General features: G+C 71.4%; 26 protein-coding genes, 1 tRNA gene and 2 pseudogenes. 20 read left to right on the top strand and 9 right to left on the bottom strand.

Annotation, left to right across the window (positions count from 1 at the left end):
* A pseudogene (locus ON36_RS09120) lies at nt 1-319 on the bottom strand (hypothetical protein); the annotation flags it as partial.
* 265 nt (nt 320-584) lie between these two features.
* On the opposite strand from ON36_RS09120, the gene priA reads away from it, so the two are divergent.
* From priA to hisF, 3 genes are read left to right on the top strand one after another with little or no spacing between them, the layout of a single operon-like run.
* Nucleotides 585-1,316 (top strand): bifunctional 1-(5-phosphoribosyl)-5-((5-phosphoribosylamino)methylideneamino)imidazole-4-carboxamide isomerase/phosphoribosylanthranilate isomerase PriA, encoded by a 732-nt coding sequence (gene priA, locus ON36_RS09125; protein WP_043650342.1) that lies wholly within the window; start codon nt 585-587, stop codon nt 1,314-1,316.
* Between the two features lie 4 nt (nt 1,317-1,320).
* On the top strand, nt 1,321-2,148 hold the full coding sequence (locus ON36_RS09130; RefSeq protein ID WP_043650483.1) for an inositol monophosphatase family protein: 828 nt from the start codon (nt 1,321-1,323) through the stop codon (nt 2,146-2,148).
* Complete coding sequence (gene hisF, locus ON36_RS09135) at nt 2,145-2,918, top strand: imidazole glycerol phosphate synthase subunit HisF (RefSeq protein ID WP_043650345.1); 774 nt, start codon at nt 2,145-2,147, stop codon at nt 2,916-2,918. The genes ON36_RS09130 and hisF overlap by 4 nt, the downstream gene beginning before the upstream one ends.
* A 49-nt stretch (nt 2,919-2,967) precedes the next feature.
* Here the strand turns inward: hisF and ON36_RS09140 are convergent, their stop codons facing one another.
* Both ON36_RS09140 and ON36_RS09145 read right to left on the bottom strand, forming a co-directional pair.
* On the bottom strand, nt 2,968-3,285 hold the full coding sequence (locus ON36_RS09140) for a DMT family transporter (protein WP_043650348.1): 318 nt from the start codon (nt 3,283-3,285) through the stop codon (nt 2,968-2,970).
* Nucleotides 3,286-3,313: 28 nt separating this feature from the next.
* Nucleotides 3,314-3,658: a DMT family transporter gene (locus ON36_RS09145; protein WP_043650351.1), complete on the bottom strand. Its 345-nt coding sequence runs from the start codon at nt 3,656-3,658 to the stop codon at nt 3,314-3,316.
* Nucleotides 3,659-3,728: 70 nt separating this feature from the next.
* On the opposite strand from ON36_RS09145, the gene ON36_RS09150 reads away from it, so the two are divergent.
* Nucleotides 3,729-4,163, top strand: coding sequence for a MarR family winged helix-turn-helix transcriptional regulator (locus tag ON36_RS09150; protein ID WP_218001182.1), 435 nt, complete (start codon nt 3,729-3,731; stop codon nt 4,161-4,163).
* The gene (gene hisI / locus ON36_RS09155; protein WP_043650356.1) at nt 4,160-4,504 is read left to right on the top strand and encodes a phosphoribosyl-AMP cyclohydrolase; all 345 of its coding nucleotides are present in this window, start codon (nt 4,160-4,162) and stop codon (nt 4,502-4,504) included. Before ON36_RS09150 ends, hisI begins: the two co-directional genes overlap by 4 nt.
* On the opposite strand, the gene ON36_RS09160 is transcribed toward hisI, so the two are convergent.
* From ON36_RS09160 to ON36_RS09175, 4 genes are all read right to left on the bottom strand, one after another.
* The gene (locus tag ON36_RS09160) at nt 4,501-4,911 is read right to left on the bottom strand and encodes a MarR family winged helix-turn-helix transcriptional regulator (protein ID WP_083885024.1); all 411 of its coding nucleotides are present in this window, start codon (nt 4,909-4,911) and stop codon (nt 4,501-4,503) included. The two genes, hisI and ON36_RS09160, sit on opposite strands and share 4 nt — an antisense overlap.
* Nucleotides 4,912-5,085: 174 nt before the next feature.
* Nucleotides 5,086-5,661: a hypothetical protein gene (locus ON36_RS09165; RefSeq protein ID WP_043650366.1), complete on the bottom strand. Its 576-nt coding sequence runs from the start codon at nt 5,659-5,661 to the stop codon at nt 5,086-5,088.
* Nucleotides 5,662-5,730: 69 nt separating this feature from the next.
* Nucleotides 5,731-6,198 carry a peroxiredoxin gene (locus ON36_RS09170; RefSeq protein WP_043650486.1) on the bottom strand — a complete coding sequence of 156 codons (468 nt, stop codon included), beginning with the start codon at nt 6,196-6,198 and terminating at the stop codon, nt 5,731-5,733.
* 102 nt (nt 6,199-6,300) lie between these two features.
* Nucleotides 6,301-6,576, bottom strand: coding sequence for a hypothetical protein (locus ON36_RS09175; RefSeq protein ID WP_052313799.1), 276 nt, complete (start codon nt 6,574-6,576; stop codon nt 6,301-6,303).
* A 135-nt stretch (nt 6,577-6,711) separates the two neighbouring features.
* On the opposite strand from ON36_RS09175, the gene ON36_RS09180 reads away from it, so the two are divergent.
* From ON36_RS09180 to ON36_RS09220, 9 genes are all read left to right on the top strand, one after another.
* A complete protein-coding gene (locus ON36_RS09180; RefSeq protein WP_043650368.1) occupies nt 6,712-8,259 on the top strand; it encodes an anthranilate synthase component I in 1,548 nt (515 codons plus the stop codon).
* The gene (locus ON36_RS09185) at nt 8,256-8,990 is read left to right on the top strand and encodes a TIGR02234 family membrane protein (RefSeq protein WP_083885018.1); all 735 of its coding nucleotides are present in this window, start codon (nt 8,256-8,258) and stop codon (nt 8,988-8,990) included. The genes ON36_RS09180 and ON36_RS09185 overlap by 4 nt, the downstream gene beginning before the upstream one ends.
* Nucleotides 8,991-9,154: 164 nt before the next feature.
* Complete coding sequence (trpC, locus tag ON36_RS09190) at nt 9,155-9,976, top strand: indole-3-glycerol phosphate synthase TrpC (RefSeq protein ID WP_043650371.1); 822 nt, start codon at nt 9,155-9,157, stop codon at nt 9,974-9,976.
* Complete coding sequence (gene trpB / locus ON36_RS09195) at nt 9,973-11,238, top strand: tryptophan synthase subunit beta (RefSeq protein WP_043650379.1); 1,266 nt, start codon at nt 9,973-9,975, stop codon at nt 11,236-11,238. Before trpC ends, trpB begins: the two co-directional genes overlap by 4 nt.
* The gene (gene trpA, locus ON36_RS09200; RefSeq protein WP_043650382.1) at nt 11,235-12,035 is read left to right on the top strand and encodes a tryptophan synthase subunit alpha; all 801 of its coding nucleotides are present in this window, start codon (nt 11,235-11,237) and stop codon (nt 12,033-12,035) included. The genes trpB and trpA overlap by 4 nt, the downstream gene beginning before the upstream one ends.
* A gap of 73 nt (nt 12,036-12,108) precedes the next feature.
* Entirely contained in the window at nt 12,109-13,356 is a 1,248-nt protein-coding gene (gene lgt, locus ON36_RS09205) for a prolipoprotein diacylglyceryl transferase (protein WP_083885019.1), read from the top strand.
* 225 nt (nt 13,357-13,581) lie between these two features.
* Nucleotides 13,582-14,022 carry a TM2 domain-containing protein gene (locus tag ON36_RS09210; protein WP_052313800.1) on the top strand — a complete coding sequence of 147 codons (441 nt, stop codon included), beginning with the start codon at nt 13,582-13,584 and terminating at the stop codon, nt 14,020-14,022.
* Between the two features lie 172 nt (nt 14,023-14,194).
* The gene (gene pyk, locus ON36_RS09215; protein ID WP_174377554.1) at nt 14,195-15,613 is read left to right on the top strand and encodes a pyruvate kinase; all 1,419 of its coding nucleotides are present in this window, start codon (nt 14,195-14,197) and stop codon (nt 15,611-15,613) included.
* 2 nt (nt 15,614-15,615) lie between these two features.
* Entirely contained in the window at nt 15,616-16,515 is a 900-nt protein-coding gene (locus ON36_RS09220) for an acyl-CoA thioesterase (RefSeq protein WP_373281788.1), read from the top strand.
* A 336-nt stretch (nt 16,516-16,851) separates the two neighbouring features.
* On the opposite strand, the gene ON36_RS09225 is transcribed toward ON36_RS09220, so the two are convergent.
* Together ON36_RS09225 and ON36_RS09230 are read right to left on the bottom strand one after the other, a co-directional pair.
* Complete coding sequence (locus tag ON36_RS09225; RefSeq protein WP_083885021.1) at nt 16,852-17,223, bottom strand: hypothetical protein; 372 nt, start codon at nt 17,221-17,223, stop codon at nt 16,852-16,854.
* A 155-nt stretch (nt 17,224-17,378) separates the two neighbouring features.
* Nucleotides 17,379-17,996 (bottom strand): arsenate reductase/protein-tyrosine-phosphatase family protein, encoded by a 618-nt coding sequence (locus tag ON36_RS09230; protein WP_043650391.1) that lies wholly within the window; start codon nt 17,994-17,996, stop codon nt 17,379-17,381.
* A 311-nt stretch (nt 17,997-18,307) separates the two neighbouring features.
* Here ON36_RS09230 and ON36_RS09235 point away from each other — a divergent pair.
* The 6 genes and pseudogenes from ON36_RS09235 to ON36_RS36060 all read left to right on the top strand — a co-directional run.
* A tRNA-Leu gene (locus tag ON36_RS09235) sits at nt 18,308-18,394 on the top strand.
* Nucleotides 18,395-18,651: 257 nt separating this feature from the next.
* Nucleotides 18,652-19,269, top strand: a complete 618-nt coding sequence (locus ON36_RS09240; protein ID WP_043650394.1) for an ANTAR domain-containing response regulator — start codon at nt 18,652-18,654, stop codon at nt 19,267-19,269.
* A gap of 222 nt (nt 19,270-19,491) precedes the next feature.
* Entirely contained in the window at nt 19,492-20,718 is a 1,227-nt protein-coding gene (locus ON36_RS09245) for a branched-chain amino acid ABC transporter substrate-binding protein (RefSeq protein WP_373281789.1), read from the top strand.
* An 87-nt stretch (nt 20,719-20,805) separates the two neighbouring features.
* A complete protein-coding gene (locus ON36_RS09250) occupies nt 20,806-21,843 on the top strand; it encodes a branched-chain amino acid ABC transporter permease (RefSeq protein ID WP_043650399.1) in 1,038 nt (345 codons plus the stop codon).
* On the top strand, nt 21,840-23,249 hold the full coding sequence (locus ON36_RS09255) for a branched-chain amino acid ABC transporter permease (protein WP_043650402.1): 1,410 nt from the start codon (nt 21,840-21,842) through the stop codon (nt 23,247-23,249). Before ON36_RS09250 ends, ON36_RS09255 begins: the two co-directional genes overlap by 4 nt.
* Nucleotides 23,246-24,199 (top strand): annotated as a pseudogene (locus tag ON36_RS36060) (ABC transporter ATP-binding protein); the annotation flags it as partial. The gene ON36_RS09255 and the pseudogene ON36_RS36060, both read left to right, overlap by 4 nt.
* Nucleotides 24,200-24,229: the final 30 nt, after the last annotated feature.

A 24,229-nucleotide genomic window follows, 5' to 3' on the forward strand; every position in this document is an offset into this window, starting at 1 on the left:
ACCCGGGTCCGCGGCGTGGCCCGTCCGGTGCGCGGCCATCCGGTCGGTCACGGTAGCCGGTCGCGAACGCGTCCCAGCCTGCGGAGCGACCGCCGCGTGGAGGTCCGCGGGTGACCAGCCGTCCGTCGATCGCCCGGTCGAGGAAGCGCGCCGTCGCGAGGTCGGCGCCCGCGGCGGTCTCCTGGCCGGACACCTGCGCGGTGAACCGCTCGATCACGGTCGTGTCGCCGCGCGCCGCCAGGACGGCGACCGTCGCCAGCGCCTCGGCGACCCGCCCGGGGTCGCCGGAGCGCGCGGCCTCGACCGGAAGGTCGCCCACGGCGGCGGGTCTGCGCCCGGTGCGTCGGCGTCGGTTCTGCTTGGCCACGAGTGTCCTGTCGGTGGGAGACCGCCCGAGCCGTGCGGTGGGGCGGTGGGGCGGTGGAAGATCGTGTCGCCATTGTCGCCGGTCGCCGGATCGCGGCTGGCGCGGCCTTCGGCCGGTGCCCGGCATCGCGGGCGCGGGCAGGTCCGGTACGTGATCCGGGACGCATCGGCGAAGGGCGTTGCGGGAGGGCGCGGTGCGGACCCAGTAGTCTGGGCGGGTGAGTCTTGTGCTGCTGCCCGCCGTCGATGTCGCCAATGGTGAGGCCGTGCGCCTCGTGCAGGGGGAGGCCGGTAGCGAAACCGGTTACGGTTCGCCGCGGGACGCCGCGCTGGCCTGGCAGCAGGCGGGCGCCGAGTGGGTCCATCTGGTCGACCTGGACGCCGCCTTCGGCAAGGGCTCCAACCGCGACCTCATCGCCGGCGTCATCGGCGAACTCGACGTGAAGGTCGAACTCTCCGGCGGCATCCGCGACGACGACTCGCTGAAGGCCGCCCTCGCCACCGGGTGCGCGCGGGTCAACATCGGCACCGCCGCGATCGAGAACCCCGAGTGGTGCGCGCGGGTGCTCGGCGAATACGGCGACCGGATCGCGGTCGGCCTCGACGTCAAGCTGATCGACGGCGAATGGCGCCTGCGCGGGCGCGGCTGGGTCACCGACGGCGGTGACCTGTGGGAGGTCCTCGAGCGGCTCGAACGCGACGGCTGTTCGCGCTACGTCGTGACCGACGTGTCCAAGGACGGCACGCTGACCGGCCCCAACCTGGACCTGCTCGCCCAGGTCGCCAACGCGGCCGAGGCGCCGGTCGTCGCCTCCGGCGGCATCTCCGAACTCGCGGACCTGGTCGCCATCGCCGGGCTCGTCGAGGACGGTGTGGAGGGCGCGATCATCGGCAAGGCGCTCTACGCAGGCCGGTTCACGCTGCCCGAAGCCCTGGCCGCGGTGCGCTGAGGTGATGACCGCGCAGGGACACGCCGACCGCACCGCGCTGCTCGCCGTCGCCACCGAGGTACTCGACTCGGTGGCCGCGCGATTCGTCGAAGGTATCGGCGCCCCCAGCGCGGTGACCAAGGGCCGCAACGACTTCGCGACCGAACTCGACCTCGAGCTGGAACGCACCATCTCGGCCGAACTCGAACGCCGGACCGGATTCCCCGTGCACGGCGAGGAATTCGGCGGTCCGTCGCTCACCTCGGGTACCGCCTGGGTGCTCGATCCGATCGACGGCACCTTCAACTACTCCTCCGGGCACCCGATGTCGGGCACCCTGCTCGCCCTGGTCCACGACGGCGACCCGGTCATCGGGCTGACCTGGCTGCCGCTGCTCGGCCGGCGCTACGCCGCCGTCGAGGGCGGGCCGCTGCTGGTCGACGGCGTCGCGGTGCCGCCGCTGGAACGCGGCAAGCTGGCCGACGCCATGATCGGGTTCGGCGCCTTCAACCTCGATTCCGCGGGCCGCATCCCCGGCCAGTTCCGCTTCGACCTGCTCGGGGCGCTGAGCAGGCTGTCCTCGCGGGTGCGCATGCACGGTGCCACCGGCATCGACCTGGCCTTCACCGCCTCCGGCGTGCTCGGCGGTGCCGTGGTGTTCGGCCATCACCCCTGGGACAACGCGGCCGGGGTGGCGCTGGTCCGCGCGGCGGGTGGCGTGGTCACCGACCTGCTCGGTGCCCCCTGGACCATCACCTCGGGCTCGGTGCTGGCCGCCGCGCCCGGCGTGCACGAAGAACTCCTGGACATGATCGCCCAGGTCGGCGACGACGAAAGAGGACAGAACCGATGACCCTGGCCGTACGCGTGATCCCGTGCCTGGACGTCGACGCGGGCCGGGTGGTCAAGGGCGTCAACTTCCAGAACCTGCGCGACGCCGGCGACCCGGTGGCCCTGGCCGCGGCCTACGACGCCCAGGGCGCCGACGAGCTGACCTTCCTCGACGTGACCGCCTCGACCGGCGACCGCGGCACCATGATCGACGTGGTCACCCGCACTGCGGAGCAGATCTTCATCCCGCTCACCGTCGGCGGCGGCGTGCGCACGGTCGCCGACGTGGACCGGCTGCTGCGCGCGGGCGCGGACAAGGTGTCGGTGAACACCGCCGCGATCGCCCGCCCGGAGGTGCTGCGCGAGATGTCGGAGCGCTTCGGTTCGCAGTGCATCGTCCTCTCGGTCGACGCGCGCACCGTGCCCGACGGGCAGCCCGACACCCCGTCCGGCTGGGAGGTCACCACGCACGGTGGCAAGCGTGGCACCGGCATCGACGCCGTCGAGTGGGCCGTGCGCGGCGCCGAGCTCGGCGTGGGGGAGATCCTGCTCAACTCCATGGACGCCGACGGCACCAAGGCCGGTTTCGACCTGCCCATGATCAAGGCGGTCCGCGCGGCGGTGACGGTGCCGGTGATCGCCTCGGGCGGGGCGGGCGCGGTCGCCCACTTCCCGCCCGCGGTGCACGCCGGGGCCGACGCGGTGCTGGCCGCGAGCGTGTTCCACTTCGGCGACCTCACCATCGGTGAGGTCAAGGACGCCATGCGCGAGGACGGCGTCGTGGTGCGCTGACGCGCGCGGCACGGCGACCGGTCCGCGCGGGCCGGTCGCCGTTGCCGTCTCAGGCCGCGGTGAGCCGCAGCAGCAGGACGCCCGCGATGATCGCGCCGAAGGCGGCGACCTTGGCGGCGGTGATCTTCTCGCGGTAGATCAGCGCGCCGAGGACCACGGTGCCGATGGCGCCGAGCCCGGTCCAGATCGTGTAGCCGACGCCCACGTCGAGGGTGCGCAGCGCCAGGCTCAGGGTGAAGATGCCGCCCGCGGCGGCGAGGAGGGTGAACACCGAGGGCCACAGGCGGGTGAAGCCGCGGGTGGCGTTGGTGCCGAGCGCGAAGGCGATCTCGAAGATCACCGCGATGCCGAGATACATCCAGGCCATGACGGAACTCCTTGGGGAAGTGGGGGATTCAGGCGGCGGCGGGTTCGCGGGAGGCGGCCGCGTCGGCGAGTTTCAGGCCGAGCACCCCGCCGATGATGAGGACGAACGCGGCGATCTTGCCCGCGCCGAGGGACTCGCCGAAGACGAGCGTGCCGAACACGACGGTGCCCACCGACCCGATCCCGGTCCACACCGTGTACCCGACGCCCACGTCGAGGGTGCGCAGCGCCAGGCTCAGGAAGAAGATCCCGCCCGCGGCGGCCGCGGCGGTCAGCAGGGACGGACCGAGCACGGTGAACCCGTGGGTGGCGTTGGTGGCGAGCGCGAAGACCACCTCGAAGACGGCGGCGACGAGGAGATACAGCCAGGCCATGACGGCTCCTTCATTTGTATGTACGTGCAAATAACTTGCCGGGACAGAAGTATGCATGTACAAATAAATGGTGTCAACCGACGTTCCCGACGAGCGGATGTGGTCCCGGCTCTCGGCCCTGCACACCCGTGTCGAGCAGCGGCTGGGGGTCGCGGTACAGCGCGGCCACGGTCTGGGCCTCTCCGAATATCGCGCGCTCGGCCACCTGGCGGCGGCAGCCGACGGCGAGCTGCGGATGCAGGAACTCGCCGAGCGGCTCGGCCTCGAACAGAGCTCGGTGACCCGCCTGGTCGGCCGGCTCGACGCCGCCGGACTTGCCCTGCGCGACGTCTGCCCCGACGACCGGCGCGGCGTGTACGCCGTCGTCACCCCCGCCGGCCGGGCCGCCTACCGCGCCGCCGAGCCCGCCTACCGCGCCGCGCTGACCGCGGCCCTCGACGAGGCCGGCGAGGTCGCCACCGCGCTGCGGGCGGCGTTCGGCGCGGCTGTTATAACGGACGGATGAGTCTGGATCCCGCCATCGCCGCCCGCCTCAAGCGCAACGAGGCCGGGCTGATCGCCGCCGTCGCGCAGGAACGCTCCACCGGCGACGTGCTCATGATGGCCTGGATGGACGACGAGGCCCTCGCGCGCACCCTCGCCACCCGCAAGGCCACCTACTACTCCCGCTCGCGGCAGCAGTACTGGGTCAAGGGCGAGACCTCCGGGCACACCCAGTACGTGCACGAGGTGCGGCTGGACTGCGACGGCGACACCCTGCTGCTCGTCGTCGATCAGGAGGGCGCGGCCTGTCACACCGGCACGCACACCTGCTGGGACGGCGACGTACTGCTCGCCGCGGACTAGCAGGGCCCCTCGTCGAGCACCCGCTCCACGCGGGCGGACAGGATCTCCCCGAGCGTGGCCAGGGCCGCGGTCTGCGCCGGATCCAGCCCGTCGAAGACCAGTTTGCGCACGGTGTCGACGTAGCCGGGCGCGGCCGCGACGACCTTGTCGAAACCGGCGTCGGTGAGCACCGCGTGCACGCCGCGCTTGCCCGAGGTGCTGTCACGGCGCACCCAGCCGGTGCGCTCCAGCTTGGAGATCACGTGCGACAACCGCGATAGCGACGCGTTTGCCTTGTGGGCGAGGTCACTGAGCTGCATGCGGTGCCCGGCCTCCTCCGAGAGGAGGGTCAGCACCCGGAACTCGAAATGGGTGAGCCCGGATTCGCGCTGCATGCGGGTGTCGAGAGCGCTCGGCATGCGGGTCATGAGCGCGACGATCGACTGCCAGGCCCGCTGTTCCACGGGATCGAGCCACTGGGTCACCGCAGGCTACTTCCGGTCCGGGTGGTGGGGGTGGCACGGTCGATCTGTCACGTCATCGAGTTTGCCACGGCTTCGCTCGGGCCGGGGCGAGTTGGTCCGCGCGTGAGGTCATTCACATCAGGACAGCGGCGGCTCGGCCGGGGGAGCGGTCGGCTCGGCGGGGACGGTGGCCGCCTTGGCGGCCTTGCGGCGGCGCAGACCGCGCCTGCCCATCAGCGCGAGCACGAGCGCGAAGACCACGACCGCGACGATCACGCCGACCAGCGTCGCGCCGCGGAAGGCGGGCGCGTCCACGTCGAGGATGCGCTCGCCCGCGTGCGCGGCGTTGTTGCCGCCGAGGACGATGCCCAGCGTCATCAGGTTCGGTATCGCCACGACCACGGCGCCGAGGATGGCCGCGCCCGCAAGGAACTTGCCGCCCTTGCGCTTCCACACCCGGATCGCGAGCAGGACCAGCAGCAGCGGCACGACCGTGCACACGAACCCGTACACCAGGCCCCACCAGATGCCCTGGGTGAAGCTGCCGTGCACGGTGCGGCCGATCTGCTGCGCCCACCAGCGGGGGATGAACGAGGCCAGCACGAAATAGGTGATCACCAGCACGACGGCGGTGGCCACCGTGATGATGGCCCGGTTGCGCCAGGTGACGGCGGTGGACTTGCGTTCGGTCGGGTACGCATCACCGGAAGTCATGGGGACCAGCGTATGCCCGGCAAACCGCCGTCACCGCGAGCGCGGCGGGCCGTGTCCTGCGGGAAACCGTCAGTCGGTCGTGGTGGCGCGGCTGCGCAGCAACGCCAGCGCCTCGTCGGCGTGCACCTTGGCCTTGAGCTCGCCGGTGATCACCCGCAGGATCGTGCGGTCGGTGTCGATGACGAAGGTGTGCCGCTTGACCGGCGAGATCCGGCCCAGCAGGCCGCGTTTCACGCCGAAGGCCTCGGCGACCGCGCCGTCGGCGTCCGAGAGCACCGGGTAGTCCAGGCGCTGGGCGGCGGCGAAACCGGACTGGGTGTCGACGCTGTCGGTGCTGATCCCGGCGCACGACGCGCCGACGGCGGCGAATTCGGCGCTCAGGTCGCGGAAATGGCAGGCCTCGGCCGTGCACACGGGGGTGTTGGCGGCCGGGTAGAAGAACAGCACCAGCGGGCCGCCTGCGAGCAGGTCGTCGAGCGAGCGCGGGGTACCGGTCTGGTCGGGGAGGGTGAACTGCGGGGCGAGTCGAGCGGACATGAGGCCCACCCTAGACAGCGCGGCGGCCCCGGCACAGTGCTCGCGCCGATGCGCGCGGCACCACCCCCGACAGGTCGGCACCACCACGCACCGGCGCGCGTCTCACTTCTCCAGCAGCGCGGCGATCTTCGGGTCGCGGATCTGCATCACGTCGAGAATGCCGTGCACCCGCAGCATCGGCTCGATCTGGCGGATGCGGTCGCTGTGCGCGGCGTATTCATCGGGGTAGCGCTCGGAATCCAGTTCCAGCAGCTCCTTCGCGTAGGTGACGAAGGTGGTCAGCGCGCTGGCGGACGCGGCGCGCTGACCGGCGCCGAAATGCTGCTGGGTGGGGACGGGACGCTGCCCGTCGTGGCCGCCCGGATGGTTGGGGTACAACCTGTGCTCCTCTCGTGGGGTCTACCGCATGCGACATGGAACGCGCGCGAGTGTAGTGATGCCGGTCACCCCGGCGCCAACGGCGGGGCCGGGACCGCCGGGCGCGGTCCCCGGCACGCCTGGAATGATGGGGAAATGCACGGCGCGTCGACTCCCACCACCACGACCCGCGAGCAGTTCCGGACGCTCGCGGCCGAGCACCGGGTCGTCCCGGTGACCCGAAAGGTGCTGGCGGACTCCGAAACTCCGCTCTCGGCCTACCGCAAGCTGGCAGGCGACCGGGCGGGCACGTTCCTGTTCGAGTCCGCCGAGAACGGGCGGTCCTGGTCGCGATGGTCGTTCATCGGCGCGGGCAGCCCGTCCGCCCTGACCGTCGCCGACGGCGAGGCCACCTGGCTGGGCACCGTCCCCGCCGACGCCCCCTCCGGCGGCGACCCGCTGCGGGCCCTGCACGAGACGCTGCGCCTGCTGCAGACCGAACGCCTGCCCGGGCTGCCGCCGCTGACCGGCGGCCTGGTCGGCTACCTCGGCTACGACGCCGTGCGCCGCATCGAGCGCCTGCCCGAGCTGGCCGCCGACGACCTGCGGCTGCCCGAGCTGGTCCTGATGCTGGCCACCGACCTGGCCGCCTTCGACCACCACGAGGGCGCGATCACACTCATCGCCAACGCCGTCAACTGGAACGGCACCGACGACCGCGTCGACGAGGCCTACGACGACGCGGTCGCCCGGCTCGACCGGATGACCGCCGCCCTCGCCGCGCCCGCCCCGTCCACGGTGTCGGTGTTCGACCGGCCCGACCCGGTGTTCCGCAGGCAGCGCAGCACCGAGGAGTTCGGTGCCGACGTGCGCAGGCTGATCAAGGAGATCGAGGCGGGCGAGGCCTTCCAGGTGGTGCTGTCCCAGCGCTTCGAGATGGACTACCGCGGCAGCGCCCAGGACGTGTACCGCATGCTGCGCGCCTCGAACCCGAGCCCGTACATGTACCTGATGCACATTCCCGACGGGGACGGCGGCATCGCGTTCTCCATCGTCGGCTCCAGCCCCGAATCGCTGGTCACCGTGAAGGACGGCATCGCGACCACGCACCCGATCGCGGGCACGCGCTGGCGCGGGGCCACCGAGGAGGACGACATCCTGCTCGAGAAGGACCTGCTCGCCGACGAGAAGGAGAACGCCGAGCACCTCATGCTCGTCGACCTGGGCCGCAACGACCTGGGCCGGGTGTGCGCGCCGGGGACCGTGCGGGTCACCGAGTACCGCCACATCGAGCGCTACAGCCACGTCATGCACCTGGTGTCGACCGTGTCCGGTCAGCTGCTGCCCGGGCGGATCGCCCTGGACGCGGTGCAGGCGTGCTTCCCGGCGGGCACGCTGTCGGGCGCGCCCAAGGTGCGCGCCATGGAACTCATCGAGGAGCTCGAGCCGACCCGGCGCGGGATCTACGGCGGCGTCGTCGGCTATCTCGACTTCGCCGGCGACGCCGACACCGCCATCGCCATCCGCACCGCCCTGCTCAAGGACGGCACCGCCTACGTCCAGGCGGGCGCGGGCGTGGTCGCCGACTCCGACCCCGTCTACGAGGACACCGAGGCCCGCAACAAGGCCATGGCCGTGCTCAAGGCGATCGCCGCGGCGGACACCGTGCGCACCTACGGCGCCGAGGGCGGGCCCGCCGTATGAGCGGCGCGGGCGGGGACGACGCGGCCGCCGGGACGGGCGCGGTGCCGGCGAAGCGCGGCGCCGGCCGGCGTTCGCCGGTGCTCCCGGTCGCGCTGCTCGCCGTCGCCGCGGCGGGCCTGTGGGCCTCGTCCCGGATGACCTGGGTGACGGTGCAGTCCTCGGACGGCCTGACCGAACCCCGCACCGACGAGCTGAACGGCAGCACCTGGTTCGGCGCGCTCACGCCGCTGGCGCTGGTGCTGCTGGCCTCGATCGCGGCCGTGCTCGCGGTCAAGGGCGCGTTGCGGCAGGTGCTCGGCGTGCTCATCGCGGTCGTCGCCGCCGTGGCCGCCGTGCCCGGTTTCGCCGTCGTGGTCGGCGCGGGCAGGCCCGCCGAACGCGCGGGCACCCTGGCCGAGCTGCCCGCGCGGGCCGTGGTGACCTCGGTGCAGACCCACGTCGCGCCCGCGCTGCTCTCGCTGGTCGCGGCGGCGCTGGCCCTGGTGGCGGGCGCGCTGCTGACCATGCGCCGTGAGCAGCCGACCTCGCTGTCGGGCAGGTACGACGCCCCCGCCGCGCGCAAGGCGGCGGCCACCGAACAGGTCACCGCCCAGCGCGGGGACAAGGGCTCGGCGCCGCTGTCGGAACGGGTCCTGTGGGACGCGATCGACGCGGGCACCGACCCGACCGCCGACGACGACGGGGAGCCACCCGCCCCCGAACAGCCGGGCGACCGGCCCGCGCCGAGGTGATCCGCGGCACGTGGCGCGGCCCACAGCCGCGGCCGCCCCGGCCGACCCAACCCCGCCGTCACCGCGCGCGGGACCCCCATTTATTGTTGACAAGCATCGGTGAGACAGCGCCTGGGTCGATTCTCAGGCAGAAAGTCCGTCTCCCCAGAAAGGATTCGAGCCAGATGACGGTACTCGACTCGATTCTCGACGGGGTCCGGGCGGATGTGGCCGCTCGGGAAGCCCTTCTCGATTTTCAGGCGATCAAGGCCGCCGCGGCCGCCGCTCCGGCGCCGCTCGACGCGCGCGCCGCGCTGCACGAGGACGGTATCGGTGTCATCGCGGAAGTGAAGCGCGCGAGCCCGTCGAAGGGCGCGCTGGCCGACATCCCCGACCCCGCCGTGCTGGCCAAGGCCTACGAGGACGGCGGCGCGCGCATCATCAGCGTGCTGACCGAGCAGCGCCGCTTCGGCGGCTCGCTCGACGACCTGGACGCCGTGCGCGCCGCGGTGAACATCCCGATCCTGCGCAAGGACTTCGTCGTCGGCCCGTACCAGATCCACGAGGCCCGCGCCCACGGCGCCGACGTCATCCTGCTGATCGTCGCCGCCCTCGAACAGGACACCCTGTCCGCGCTCATCGACCGCACCGAGTCGCTCGGCATGACCGCCCTGGTGGAGGTCCACACCGAGGAGGAGGCCGACCGCGCGCTCGAGGCGGGCGCCTCGGTCATCGGCGTCAACGCGCGCAACCTCAAGACCCTCGAGGTCGACCGCGACGTGTTCGCCCGCATCGCGCCGGGCCTGCCGTCGGAGGTCATCCGGGTCGCCGAATCCGGCATCCGCGGCACCGCCGACCTGCTGGCCTACGCCGGCGCGGGCGCGGACGCCGTGCTCGTGGGCGAGGGCCTGGTCACCAGCGGCAACCCCCGCGCGGCCGTGTCGGAGCTGGTCACCGCGGGCACCCACCCGTCCTGCCCGAAGCCGGCCCGCCGGAGCATCCGGTGAGCCCCGACCAGCTGCCCCCGGCCAGCGCCGGTGTCGCCCAGCACAGCGACTTCGAGCCCGACGCGGGCGGACACTGGGGCCTCTACGGCGGACGCCACGTCCCCGAGGCGCTCATGTCGGTCATCGAGGACGTCACCGCCGAGTACGAGAAGGTCCGCACCGACCGCACCTTCCTCGACGAGCTCGACCGGCTCCAGCGCGACTACACCGGCCGCCCGTCGCCGATCTTCGAGTGCACCCGGCTCTCCGAGCACGCGGGCGGCGCCCGCATCTTCCTCAAGCGCGAGGACCTGAACCACACCGGGTCGCACAAGATCAACAACGTGCTCGGCCAGGCCCTGCTCGCCCAGCGTATGGGCAAGACGCGCGTCATCGCCGAGACCGGCGCCGGCCAGCACGGCGTCGCGACCGCGACCGCGTGCGCCCTGCTCGGCCTCGACTGCGTCATCTACATGGGCGCGGTCGACACCGCCCGCCAGGCGCTCAACGTGGCCCGCATGCGGCTGCTCGGCGCCGAGGTCGTCTCGGTCACCACCGGCTCGCAGACGCTCAAGGACGCCATCAACGAGGCCCTGCGCGACTGGGTGTCCCACGCCGACGACACCTACTACTGCTTCGGCACCGCCGCGGGCCCGCACCCGTTCCCGCTGCTGGTGCGCGACTTCCAGCGCGTCGTCGGCCTGGAGGCCCGCGCGCAGATCCAGGAGCGCACGGGCCGGCTGCCCGACGCCGTGACCGCCTGCGTCGGTGGCGGTTCCAACGCCATCGGCATCTTCCACGCCTTCATCCCCGACACGGCCGTGCGCCTCATCGGCTACGAGGCGGCCGGCGACGGCGTCGAGACCGGGCGCCACGCCGCCACGTTCACCGGCGGCACCCCCGGCGCGTTCCAGGGCGCCTACTCCTACCTGCTGCAGGACGAGGACGGCCAGACCATCGAATCGCATTCGATCTCGGCCGGCCTGGACTACCCGGGCGTCGGCCCCGAGCACGCCCACCTCAAGGACATCGGCCGCGCCGAGTACCGCCCGGTCACCGACACCGAGGCCATGGACGCGCTGCTGCTGCTCTCCCGCACCGAGGGCATCATCCCCGCCATCGAGTCCGCGCACGCGGTCGCCGGCGCGCTGAAGCTGGGCCCCGAGCTCGGCGAGGGCGCGATCATCCTGGTGAACCTGTCCGGCCGCGGCGACAAGGACATGGACACCGCGGGCCGCTGGTTCGGCCTGTTCGACGAGGCGACCGAGGAGCCCGGCCAGTGAGTCAGCAGTCCCGTCTGGCCAACACCTTCGCCGCCGCGCGCGCGGAGAACCGCGCCGCGCTCATCGGCTACCTGCCCGCCGGCTACCCGGACCTCGACGGTTCGGTGGCGGCCGTGCGCGCGCTGGTCGAATCCGGGTGCGACATCGTCGAGGTCGGCGTCGCCTACTCCGATCCGGTGATGGACGGCCCGACCATCCAGCGCGCCGCCGAACAGGCGCTGCGCGCCGGGGTCCGGGTGCGCGACGTGTTCACCGTGGTGCAGGCCGTCGCCGACGCCGGCGGCCAGGCCGTGGTCATGAGCTACTGGAACCCCGTGCTCCGCTACGGCGTGGACGCCTTCGCGCGCGACCTGGCCGCCGCGGGCGGCGCGGGCATCATCACCCCGAACCTGATCCCGGATGAGGCCGACGACTGGTTCGTCGCCTCGGCCACCCACAACCTGGACCGGATCTTCCTGGTCGCGCCCTCCTCCACCGAGGAGCGCCTGGTGAAGACGCTCGAGGCCTCCCGCGGATTCATCTACGCCGCCTCCACCATGGGCGTCACCGGCGCCCGCGACGAGGTGTCCTCGGCGGCGCCCGCGCTGTGCGCGCGGGTGCGGGCGCACAGCGACATCCCGATCGGCGTCGGTCTCGGTGTCCGCTCGGGCGCCCAGGCCGCCGAGATCGCGGGGTACGCCGACGGCGTGATCGTCGGTTCGGCGCTGGTCAGCGCCGCGGGCGAGAGCCTGGACGCGGTGCGGGCGCTCACCACCGAGCTCGCCGAGGGCGTGCGGTCGGCCACCGTCCGTTCCTGATCGCCGCCCGCGGCTCCGGCACCGTCCGGGTCGAGGCGGCGGCGCGGTGACCGGGTCCACTAACGTGGGGCCCGTGAACCCTCCAGTCCTGGCCTACATTCCCAGTCCGCCGCAGGGTGTCTGGCACCTCGGACCGCTCCCGCTGCGTGCCTACGCGCTGTGTATCATCGCCGGCATCATCGTCGCCATCTGGTGGGGTGACAAGCGCTGGCAGCAGCGCGGCGGTCAGCCCGGCACCGTGCTCGACGTGGCGATGTTCGCGGTGCCGTTCGGCCTGGTCGGCGGGCGGCTCTACCACGTGGCCACGGACTGGCAGAAGTACTTCGGACCCGGCAAGTCCCCGATCGAGGCCCTCTACATCTGGCAGGGCGGACTCGGCATCTGGGGCGCGGTCCTGCTCGGCGGCATCGGCGCCTGGATCGGTTGCCGCGTCTACAAGATCCCGCTGCCCGCGCTCGGCGACGCCATCGCGCCGGCGGTCCTGCTGGCGCAGGCGATCGGCCGCCTCGGCAACTACTTCAACCAGGAGCTGTACGGCCGCGCCACCGAGGTGCCGTGGGGCCTCGAGATCTACGAGCGCTACAACCCCGACACCGGCGCCCTCGACATGATGAACGGCGTCTCCACCGGCCAGGTGCAGACCGTCGTGCACCCGACCTTCCTCTACGAGATGGTGTGGAACCTGCTCGTCGTCGTGCTGCTGGTCCAGCTCGACAAGCGCTTCACCATCGGCCACGGCCGCCTGTTCGCGCTCTACGTGGCCGGCTACAGCTTCGGCCGTTTCTTCGTCGAGCTCATGCGTGACGACGAGGCGACCCACATCCTCGGCCTGCGCATCAACCTGTTCACCGCGGTCGTCGTGTTCCTCTGCGCCATGGCCTATTTCGTGCTCGCGACCAAGGGCCGCGAGACGCCCGAACAGTTGCAGCCCGGCGTGGCGGACCGGCCGTGGCCCTGGCAGATCAAGGCCCTGATCGCCGCGGGCGCGGCCGGTGCCGCGGGCTCCGCGGCGAAGCCCGCCGCCGACGGGAAAGCCGCCGCGGCGTCCGCGCCGGACGCCGCCTCCGAGGGCGCGAAGGACGACCCGGACGGCGCACCCGCCGCCGCGTCGGCGGACACGGACCCGGACGGCGCCACCGCCACGTCGACGGAGGCGAAGCCCGGCAGTGTCACGGCGGCGTCGGGCACCGCGTCGGGCGGCGCCGCCGCGTCGGCGGACACCGAGCCCGGTAGCGCCACCGCCACGGCGGAGGACGCCGAGCCCGCAGACGGCGACCCGGCCCCCGCGGACCCCGCCGCGGTCCGCACCGACAAGTCCTGAGCGGCCGCGCTCCGAAGCGCCTGATCGGACCGGATCCGACGTAGCTGTTCACATCGGGGCCCGCGCCTGCGATAGTCCCCCGAGTGGCCCGGGGCACGCCCCCGATGCGACAAGCGGCGCCGCGGCGGCGAGAATGACGCCCGTGATCGCCGACGGACGCACCGTCACGACGCACGAACGCACGGGGGCCAGCACGGGTACCCGCACGAATGATGGAGGACATGAGTGACCGACCCCTACAACCCGCATCCCGGCCAGCCGCAGTACGGCCAGCCGTCGGATCCGTACGCGCAGCAGCCGGTGCCCGGCCAGCCGCAGTACGGCGCGCCGGTCGACCCGTACGGCCAGCCGCAGCAGCCCGGCTACCCGCCGGCCGGCCAGTTCCCGGGCGGCCCGGGCTTCGGTGACCCCGAGGCGCCGTACGGCCGCGACATGTACGGCGTCCCGTTCTCGGACAAGCAGAAGCTGACCGCGGGCCTGCTGCAGATCCTGCTCGGCAGCTTCGGTGTCGGCCGCTTCTACCTGGGCTACAACGGCCTCGCCGTCGCCCAGATCGCGGTGACCTGGCTGACCTGCGGCATCGGCGCCATCTGGCCGCTGATCGACGGCATCATGATCCTGACCGGCAAGGTCCCGGACTCGCAGGGCCGTCCGCTGCGCGACTGACCGCGCACCGACCCGGACGGGCCTCCCCACGACTGTGGGGAGGCCCGTTCCCCGTTTCCGGCGGGTGCCCGGACCCGCCGCCGCGGCCGCGCGGCGCGGTGAGCACACGTTCACCGCAGATTCACCACACCGCGGCGGGGCGTGGCGCGGCGGCGGGTCTAGGCTTTAGGGCGTGATGCGACGGACGAAGATTGTGTGCACACTCGGACCGGCCACTGCCACCGAGGACCGGATTCGCGAACTCGTCGAAAGCGGCATGGATGTAGCCCGGCTCAATTTCAGCCACGGCGAACACGCCGACCACGCCGAGAACTACAAGAAGGTTCGTGCGGCGTCCGATCAGCTCGGACGCGCCGTGGGCATCCTCGCCGACCTACAGGGCCCCAAGATCCGTCTCGGCCGCTTCACCGAGGGCCGCACGGAATGGGCCACCGGAGAACAGGTCCGGATCACCGTCGACGACGTCGAGGGCACCCACGACCGCGTGTCCACCACCTACGCCCAGCTCGCCGACGACGCCAAGGCCGGCGACCGCCTGCTCGTCGACGACGGCAAGGTCGGCCTGACCGTCGAGGCGGTCGACGGCTCCGACGTGGTCTGCCGCGTCACCGAGGGCGGCCCCGTGTCCAACAACAAGGGCCTGTCCCTGCCCGGCATGGACGTCTCGGTGCCCGCGCTGTCGGAGAAGGACATCGAGGACCTCGAGTTCGCGCTGAAGCTCGGCGTCGACTTCATCGCCCTGTCCTTCGTGCGCTCGCCCTCGGACATCGAGCTCGTGCACGACGTGATGGACCGCGTCGGCCGCCGGGTGCCGGTCATCGGCAAGCTCGAAAAGCCCGAAGCCGTCGACAATCTCGAAGCCATCGTGCTCGCCTTCGACGCGATCATGGTCGCCCGCGGCGACCTCGGCGTCGAGCTGCCGCTCGAGCAGGTCCCGATCGTGCAGAAGCGCGCCATCCAGATGGCCCGCGAGAACGCCAAGCCGGTCATCGTGGCCACCCAGATGCTCGAGTCGATGATCGAGAACTCCCGCCCCACCCGCGCCGAGGCCTCCGACGTCGCCAACGCCGTGCTCGACGGCGCCGACGCCGTCATGCTCTCGGGCGAGACCTCGGTCGGCAAGTACCCGATCGAGACGGTGCGCACCATGGCCCGCATCGTGCACGCGGTCGAGACCGAATCGCCGCGCGTGCCGCCGCTGACCCACGTCCCCCGGACCAAGCGCGGCGTGATCTCCTACGCCGCCCGCGACATCGGCGAGCGCCTCAACGCCAAGGCGCTGGTGGCCTTCACCCAGTCCGGCGACACCGTGCGCCGCCTGGCCCGCCTGCACACCCCGCTGCCGCTGCTGGCCTTCACCCCGCTGCCCGAGGTCCGCAGCCAGCTCGCCCTCACCTGGGGCACCGAGACGTTCATCGTGCCGATGGTCGACTCGACCGACCGGATGATCCACCAGGTGGACCAGGCGCTGCTGTCGATGGATCGGTACCGTAAGGGTGATCTCGTGGTCATCGTGGCAGGCTCCCCGCCGGGAACCGTCGGCTCCACCAACCTGATCCACGTGCACCGCATCGGCGAGGAGGACCACTGACAGTGAGCAGTTCGGCAAGCGGCTCGGCCGTGGACACCGCGCACCGGGACCCCTCGCCCGACCTGCGGGTCCTCCTCGACCTGCTGGACCTGGAGGAGACCGGCGAGGACACCTACCTCGGCCGGCACCCGGAGAAGGTGTGGAGCAGGACCTTCGGCGGCCAGCTCGTCTCCCAGGCGATCGTGGCCGCCGGCCGGACCGCCAACGGCAGGCCCCTGCACGCCGTCAACGCGCACTTCGTGCGCGGCGGCGACGTGAAGAAGCCCATCGAATACCACGTCGAACGCCACCGCGACGGCCGCAACCTGGCCAACCGCACGGTCACCGCCAGCCAGGACGGGGCCGAACTGTTCGTCATGCTCGCCGCCTTCCAGGACTGGGGCAAGGGCCTCGAACACGCGCACGAGGGTCCCCAGGTCCCCGACCCGGAGACCCTGCCGCGGATCGAGGAGAGCTTCGCCGGCTTCGAGGACAAGCTGACGATGTTCATCAACGCCCCGCACCCGATCGACATGCGCTACACCAACGATCCGGCCTGGATCCTCAAGGGCACCGGCGCGAAGCTCAACCACAACCGCGTGTGGATGCGCACCGACGGCAGCCTGCCCGACGACCCGCTGCTGCAGGTGGCCGCGCTCGCCTACGCCTCCGACACCACGGTGCTCGACTCGATCATCACCACCCACGGCCTCTCCTGGGGCCTGGACCGCATCATCGCGGCCACGGTCAACCACTCCATCTGGTTCCACCGCCCCTTCCGCTTCGACGACTGGACGCTCTACGCGACCGAATCACCCGTCGCGGCGGGCTCGCGGGGCCTGGCCACCGGCCGCTTCTACTCCCGCAGCGGCGAACTGCTCGCCACCACGGTCCAGGAGGGGCTGATCCGGCACTTTCCGTAGTGTTGGAGCGCTGGCGCGCTCGAGTCGCGGCCCTTCGGGGTCGGCCCGGGGGTGGTTTCGTTGGGGGGCGCGGTCAGGGGTGGGTCTCGGGTCTCGTTGCGTCGGGGCGGTCGGCATCGCCGCTGCGTGCCGGGGCCCCTCGCGGTCAGCTCGGTGGTGGTCGCGACGGCGGATCGCAGCGAGGCGTGGGTGTCGTCGGGTGAGTCGCCCTGTGCGCGGTGCGGGGTGGTCGGGGACGCCGCCCGGGCCGCGTCGGCGAGCGGCCGTCGGCGGCGCGGCCGTCCGGAACCGGTGGCAGGTGGCTCCGGAGACGGGGGACGCCTTCGGGCGCGGGTGTCAGTGGGGGAGGTGGTCCAGTTCGGACGCGGGGCGGTTGTGGTCGGTGCGCAGGGTGAAGGGGATGGGGGACTCGGGGTCGCCCAGGGCGTACACGGCCAGGATGAGGGCGTGTTCGAGGTCGGCGATGTCGTCGTCGGTGAGGTCGTCGGCGGCGCCGACCAGGCTCAGGGCGATCTCGGAGGTGCTCGTCGCCTCGGATGCGCGGCCGGGACGCGTTGCGTGCCACCGGGATTCGAGGTCGAGGTGGATGGGGTCGGTGTCCTCGACGGGGAGGGTGAAGCGCCAGGCGAAGACGTCGCGGTCGGCCAGATGGTCGTCGAGGACCGCGCGGACGGCGGTCACGATCCGCTCCAGGTCGGGAGGTGTCACATGAACATGGAGCGAAACATCCGAAATGCGTTTCGGCATGTCATTGTCCTGTCGGGGGTCGGTGCTGCGCCGGGAAACTACCCGCGCGGAGTCTAATCGCTGTGGGAGTCCGGCGATTACCGCCGCGACGAGATCGTGATACGGCGGTGACCCGCTCAGCGCGTGCGGTGCGCGGCCAGGAATGTCGCCAGCGGCGCCTGCCCGCGCGGTTCGATGATCAGCCCGCCCCGCTCGTCGCCCGACAATCGGGTCTGTTCGTGCGGCGCCAGCGCGTGCAGCAACGGGAACAGCGCCTCGGCGATGCGGTCGCCGACCTCGACGAAAGCGGCGGGCGACAGCCCGATGGGGTCGGCGATGTTCTCCCGGCCCACGATGGCCAGATCGTTGCGGGCCCGGTGCAGCCCGGCGATGGACTTCGCGCCGGTGACCTTGGCGATGCGATGCGCCTCCAGCAGGGTGAAGGTGCGCGGGGCGGCGCCGAAGGCCAGTTCGCCCACCTGCTCGCGCAGCTGCTCGGTCATGGTCAGCACCAGATCGGCGCGGTCGACCATTTCCGGGCGCAATTTGCGGGCGGTGAAACCGGTCGCGTCGCCGCCGAGGCCCGCGACGGTGTCGGCGGCCAGCGGTTCGGGCGGGAAACCGACCAGGGCGCGCGTCCCCGCGCTTTCCGCGGTGAGCCCCGGCAGCCCGTGTTCGGCTGCGAAGGCCCGGGTCAACCGCTCGGCGATCACCGACCGGCAGACATTGGAGTTGCAGACGAACAGGACGTGCATGCACACACCGTAATGGCGCGGATTGTGCCGTAGTGGGTCGTGATCGCAACCATCACAGCCCGGGAACGAGATATTCATCTGCAGGTCGACGGCCGTACACGAATCGACGCGATGAAATCCCTTGCCTCACCGTGATACCCGTGTGATCGGAGAGGTAAACACCCCGACAATTGTGTTCCGGGTCACGATGGAAATGTGTGGCATTTCCCGCGCGGGGCCGGGCGGGCGCGGCGCCGCCGCCCGCCCGCGGGCGCCCGGGGTACCCGCGGTTCGCTTCCCGGCGTGTCGAGACGCTATAGTGACCGCGGTGCGCCGGGTTGGCGGAACTGGCAGACGCGACGGTCTCAAAAACCGTTGTCCGAAAGGACGTGTGGGTTCGAGTCCCACACTCGGCACCACGGCGGTGCGCGCACCGGCCGCGCACGCCGGCGGTGAGGTCTCGGCGGTCGCGCCGGTTCACCGACCCGGGGGTTGGGCGGTGAGGTCGACCCGCCCGCGTATTCCGGTCGTCCCGGCCGCAGCGAGGCCATCGCTGCAGGGACGAAAGGTACGCTCTACATCACTCGGTTACCCGCGGTGGGTGACGGTTGTTCCGCGGCCGTCACCGGCGGTGGTGGCGCCGACCGGCATGCGGAATCCATAAGGGGTCGAACCTATGAGCACGAATACAGGGGCCGACGGCGCGACGCGCGAGGCCGCGGCCAAGCGCGTCGTCGTCGCCGAGGACGAGGCGCTCATCCGTATGGATCTGGTCGAGATGCTCTCCGAGGAGGGTTACGACGTCGTCGGCGAGGCCGCCGACGGGCAGCAGGCCGTCGATCTGGCCGAGTCGCTGCGCCCGGATCTGGTCATCATGGACGTCAAGATGCCGCGCCGCGACGGTATCGACGCCGCCGCCGAGATCGCCTCGAAACGTGTTGCGCCCGTGGTGATCCTGACCGCCTTCAGCCAGCGTGACCTGGTGGAGCGGGCCCGCGACGCGGGCGCCATGGCCTACCTCGTCAAGCCGTTCACCAAGTCCGACCTGGTGCCGGCGATCGAGCTGGCGGCCAGCCGCTTCCACGAGATCGCCGCGCTCGAGACCGAGGTCGCCAATCTCACCGACCGGCTGGAGACGCGCAAGCTGGTCGAGCGCGCCAAAGGTGTGCTGATGCAGACCCAGGGGCTCACGGAACCGCAGGCGTTCAAATGGATTCAGCGCACCGCGATGGATCGCCGCACCACCATGAAGGCCGTTGCCGAGGTGGTGCTGGAGAACCTCACCCCGCAATGATCGGATGAATCCGCGCGCCGGTATTCGCCGGGTGCGGAACATTATTTACGTCGCCGAAACAATGTCGTCGGCCGATGTTCGACACGAACCCCTCGACATGACGTGAATGTGATGCGGATCTAACCTACCGGGGCTATGTTCTGACCGGGCTGACGGAGTCGGCCTCCCCGGCTCCTGGCCGGGGAGTACAGGACATAGAGGTGAAACGTGCACAGTTCGACATTGCGCAGTCGTTCGACGCGTGGCGTGCTGGTCAAGGGGGGCGCCGTGGCGATGGCCGTCGCCGCGGCGGCGATGCTGACCGGTTGCGGCGACAAGTCATCCGATGGCGGAGCCTCGGGCGGCAGCCTGTCCATCTCCCCGGTGTACCAGGTCGACATCAGCGGTGCCGAGGTTCCGAAGGCCACCGCCGCCACGCCCGCCGACCCGGCGGGCGACGGCACGGCGACCTGTCCGCCCGGCCTGTCGATCGCCATGGCGGGCGCGCTGACCGGTGACGACGCGGCCCTCGGCATCAACATCGTCAACGGTGTGCAGCTCGCGCTCGACCAGTTCACCGCCGCCAACCCCGGCTGCAAGATCACCCTCAAGAAGTTCGACACCGAGGGCAGCCCGCAGAAGGCCTCCCAGGTCATCCCGCAGATCACCGACGACCCGTCGATCATCGGCCTGATCGGCCCCGCGTTCTCCGGCGAGACCAAGGCGACCGGCCAGATCATCAGCGACAAGGGCCTGCCCGCGCTGACCGCCTCGGCCACCAACGCCACCCTGACCCAGAACGGCTGGACCTCCTTCTTCCGCGGCCTGGCCAACGACGACGTGCAGGGACCCGCCGTCGCCAAGTACCTGACCAACAAGCTGGCGCTGAAGAAGGTCTGCGTGGTCGCCGACAACACCGACTACGGCGTCGGCCTGGCCAAGTCCATCACCGAGGGCCTCGGCGGCTCGGCCGACCCGAACTGCGCGGCCAGCATCAAGAAGGGTGACAAGGACTTCGCCGCCACCGTCACCAAGATCAAGTCGGCCAACCCGGACGGCATCTTCTACTCCGGCTACTACAACGAGGCCGCCCCGCTGGTGCAGCAGCTGCGCGACGCGGGCGTCACCGCCAAGTTCGTCGGCCCGGACGGCGTCAACGACCCGAAGTTCGTCTCCCAGGCGGGCAACTCCGCCAAGGACGCCATCCTGACCTGCCCCTGCGGCCCCGGCCCGGAGAAGTTCACCTCCGACTACAAGGCCAAGTTCTCCCAGGCGCCCGGCGTCTACTCGGTCGAGGGCTACGACCTGACCACGATCCTGCTGAAGGGCATCGCGTCGGGGAAGACCACCCGCGCCGACCTGCTGTCCTACGTGCGCGGCTACGACGGTCAGGGTCTGGCCCGCCAGTACAAGTGGGCGCCCAACGGCGAGCTCACCACGGCGCAGATCTGGATCTACGAGGTCAAGTAACACTCCCCGGACGGCACGGGCGCCGGCCCGACGTGGCCGGCGCCCGTGCCGTTCGTCTGAGACGAAAACCATGAGGGCGCAACACGGATGACAGCAACGGCACTGCTCAGCGCGATACCGCTGGCGGACTCGACAATAGAATTCGACGTCTCGGCCGTCGTGGACGGATTCTGGCGACTGACCGTGGACGGGCTGACCTACGGCTCGGTCTACGCACTGGTCGCCGTCGGCTACACCCTGGTCTTCGGCGTGCTGCGGCTGATCAACTTCGCGCACTCGGAGATCTTCATGCTCGGCCTGTTCGGCCAGTACGCCGGGCTCATGCTGCTCGGGTTCTCGCCGAACGCCAACGTCTACCAGCAGGGCGTCGTGCTCACGGTGGTCTATCTCGGCGTCGCCATGGCCATCGGCATGGCCGTGGCCGGCGGCGCCGCGGTCGGCCTGGAGCGGGTGGCCTACCGGCCGCTGCGCAAACGCGGGGCCAAACCGCTGAGCTTCCTGATCACCGCCATCGGCATGTCCTTCGTGCTCCAGCAGTTCGTGGCGTTCGTGCTGCCGAAGCTGTGGCCCGGCATGGGCGGGCCGAGCGCGCAGGACCCCATCAAGCTGGTCGCGCCGACGGTGCAGTTCAGCTTCTTCGGCGCCGACGTCACCAACGTCGCCATCATCATCGTGGTCTCCGCGGTCACGCTGGCCGCCGCGACGGACCTGCTGATCAACCGGACCAAGCTGGGCCGCGGCATCCGCGCGGTCGCCCAGGACCCCGACACCGCGACCCTGATGGGCGTCTCGCGGGAACGGGTCATCATGGTCACCTTCCTCATCGGCGGCCTGCTGGCGGGCGCCGCCGCCACGCTGTACGCGCTGAAGATCCCCAGCGGCATCATCTTCAACGGCGGTTTCATCCTCGGCGTGAAGGCCTTCAGCGCCGCGGTGCTCGGTGGCATCGGCAATCTGCGCGGTGCGCTGCTGGGCGGGCTGCTGCTCGGGCTGGCCGAGAACTACGGTCAGGCCCTGCTCGGCGAGCAGTGGCGTGACGTCGTCGCCTTCGTGGTGCTCGTGCTGGTGCTGATGGTGCGCCCGACCGGCATCCTGGGGGAGAGCCTCGGGAGGGCCCGCGCATGAGCCAGACCACGACCACCGCCGCCCCGGCGCCGCACCGCGGCCTCGGCGACGGCCTCCGCGACTGGTGGGACGGGCTGACCCGGCAGCAGCAGTGGCTGGTCGGCGTGCCGATCATCGCCCTGCTCGCCCTGCTCCCGGTGTTCCCGCCGCCGGGCGTCGCGACCACCTCCTACAGCTTCGGGCTCACCATGTTCGAGGTCGCCATGTTCGCGCTGATCGCGATCGGCCTGAACGTGGTCGTCGGCCAGGCCGGCCTGCTCGACCTCGGCTACGTCGGCTTCTTCGCCGTCGGCGCCTACACCGTCGGCCTGCTGACCAGCCCGAACAGCCCCTGGAACCAGACCGACACCTGGCTCGACGTGCGGTGGGCGTGGTGGTTCTGCCTGCCGCTCGCGGTGATCTTCACCGCCGCGGCGGGCCTGATCCTCGGCTCGCCGACCCTGCGCCTGCGCGGCGACTACCTGGCCATCGTGACCCTCGGCTTCGGCGAGATCGTGCGCCTGCTCGCCGACAACCTGGTGCCGCTGACCAACGGCAGCCTCGGCCTGTCGCAGGTGCAGTACCCGCGCGTCGGCGAGTCCGCCGCGCAGCCCGAGGGCGTGTTCGGGGTGAAGAACACCGGCGATCCGTCCAGCTGGAACCCGCTGGAGCGGGCGGGCTACGGGACCTACTGGTACTGGCTGGCCATGGGATTCGTGGTCGTGGTGCTGGTCGTGGTCGGCAATCTCGAGCGCAGCCGGGTCGGCCGCGCCTGGGTCGCCATCCGCGAGGACGAGGACGCCGCCGAGATCATGGGCGTGCCGACCTTCCGGTTCAAGCTGTGGGCCTTCGTCATCGGCGCGGGCATCGGCGGCGTCGCGGGCGCCATGTACGCCGGGCAGGTGCAGTTCGTGAATCCCGCCCAGTTCAACATCATCAACTCGATGCTGTTCCTGTGCATGGTCGTCATCGGCGGCCAGGGCAACAAGCTCGGCGTCATCGTCGGCGCCTTCATCGTGGCCTACCTGCCCAAGCGGCTGCAGTCGGTGCAGCTGGTCGACAACGAGACCACCGGCTACCTGCTGCTCGCCGTCGACGTGGCGGTCTTCGTCGCGCTGCTGGTGGTGTGGAAGAAGTTCGCCGGGACGCTCGGCGCCTGGCCGCGGCGAGGGCTGATCACCGGCCTGGTCGGCACCGGTGTGTTCGGCGCCCTCCTCGCCGGCAGCGTCCTGCTCTTCCGCCCCGGCGGCGCCCAGACCCTCGGCGACCTGAAGTACCTCTACTTCGGCATCGCCCTGGTGGTCATGATGATCCTGCGCCCGCAGGGCCTGTTCCCGGCCCGCCAGAAACTGCTGACCTACGGGCGGCAGGTGTACCAGGCCGTGCGCCGCCCGGCGCGGGCCGAAGCGATCGGAGCTCGACGATGACCGGCCCCGGCGCGGGTGACGCGCTCTACGACAACGAGGACATGTCGGCCGGCTACGCCGCGCCGCCGCCGCAGCCCACCGCGGGCGACGTCGACGTCACCGCGGTGCTGCCGGTGCTCGGCGACGCCGAGGCGGTCGCCGACGTGGTCGCCCCGCACCGCGAGATCGAGACCGGCATCGGCGAACCGCTGCTGCGCACCGACGGCCTGACCGTCCGCTTCGGCGGCCTCACGGCCCTGGACGACGTGTCCTTCGAGATCCGGCGCGGGGAGATCCTCGGCCTGATCGGCCCCAACGGCGCGGGCAAGACGACCTGCTTCAACGCGATCACCGGGGTATATCGGCCCTCGGCGGGCACCGTGTCCTTCGACGGCAGGCCGCTGGGCAAGACCAAACGCAACGAGATCACCCGCCTCGGCATCGCGCGCACCTTCCAGAACGTGCGCCTGTTCGGGGAGATGACCGCGCTGGAGAACGTCGTCGTCGGCACCGACGCCCGCCACCGCACCTCGGTGCCGGGCGCGGTCTTCCGCACGGGCCGGCACCGGCGCGAGGAGCACGACGCCATCGAGCGCGGCATGGCCCTGCTCGAGTTCGTCGGGATCGCCCCGCGGGCGGTCGAGAAGGCCCGCAATCTCTCCTACGGTGACCAGCGCCGCCTGGAGATCGCCCGCGCGCTGGCCACCGAGCCCAAGCTGCTGTGCCTGGACGAGCCGGCGGCCGGCTTCAACCCCAGCGAGAAGTCGGCGCTGATGGACCTGATCCGCAAGATCCGCGACGACGGCTACACCGTGCTGCTCATCGAGCACGACATGCGGCTGGTCATGGGGGTCACCGACCGCATCGTCGTGCTCGAGTTCGGCCGCAAGATCGCCGACGGGCTGCCCGCCGAGATCCGCGACGACCCGGCCGTCATCGCCGCCTACCTCGGTGTGCCGGACGCGGATTCGGTCGCGGAGGTCCGCGAGGAGGCGGTCGCG

Origin of the sequence: Nocardia thailandica NBRC 100428, from assembly GCF_000308795.1 — a bacterium.
Taxonomy (GTDB): domain Bacteria; phylum Actinomycetota; class Actinomycetes; order Mycobacteriales; family Mycobacteriaceae; genus Nocardia; species Nocardia thailandica.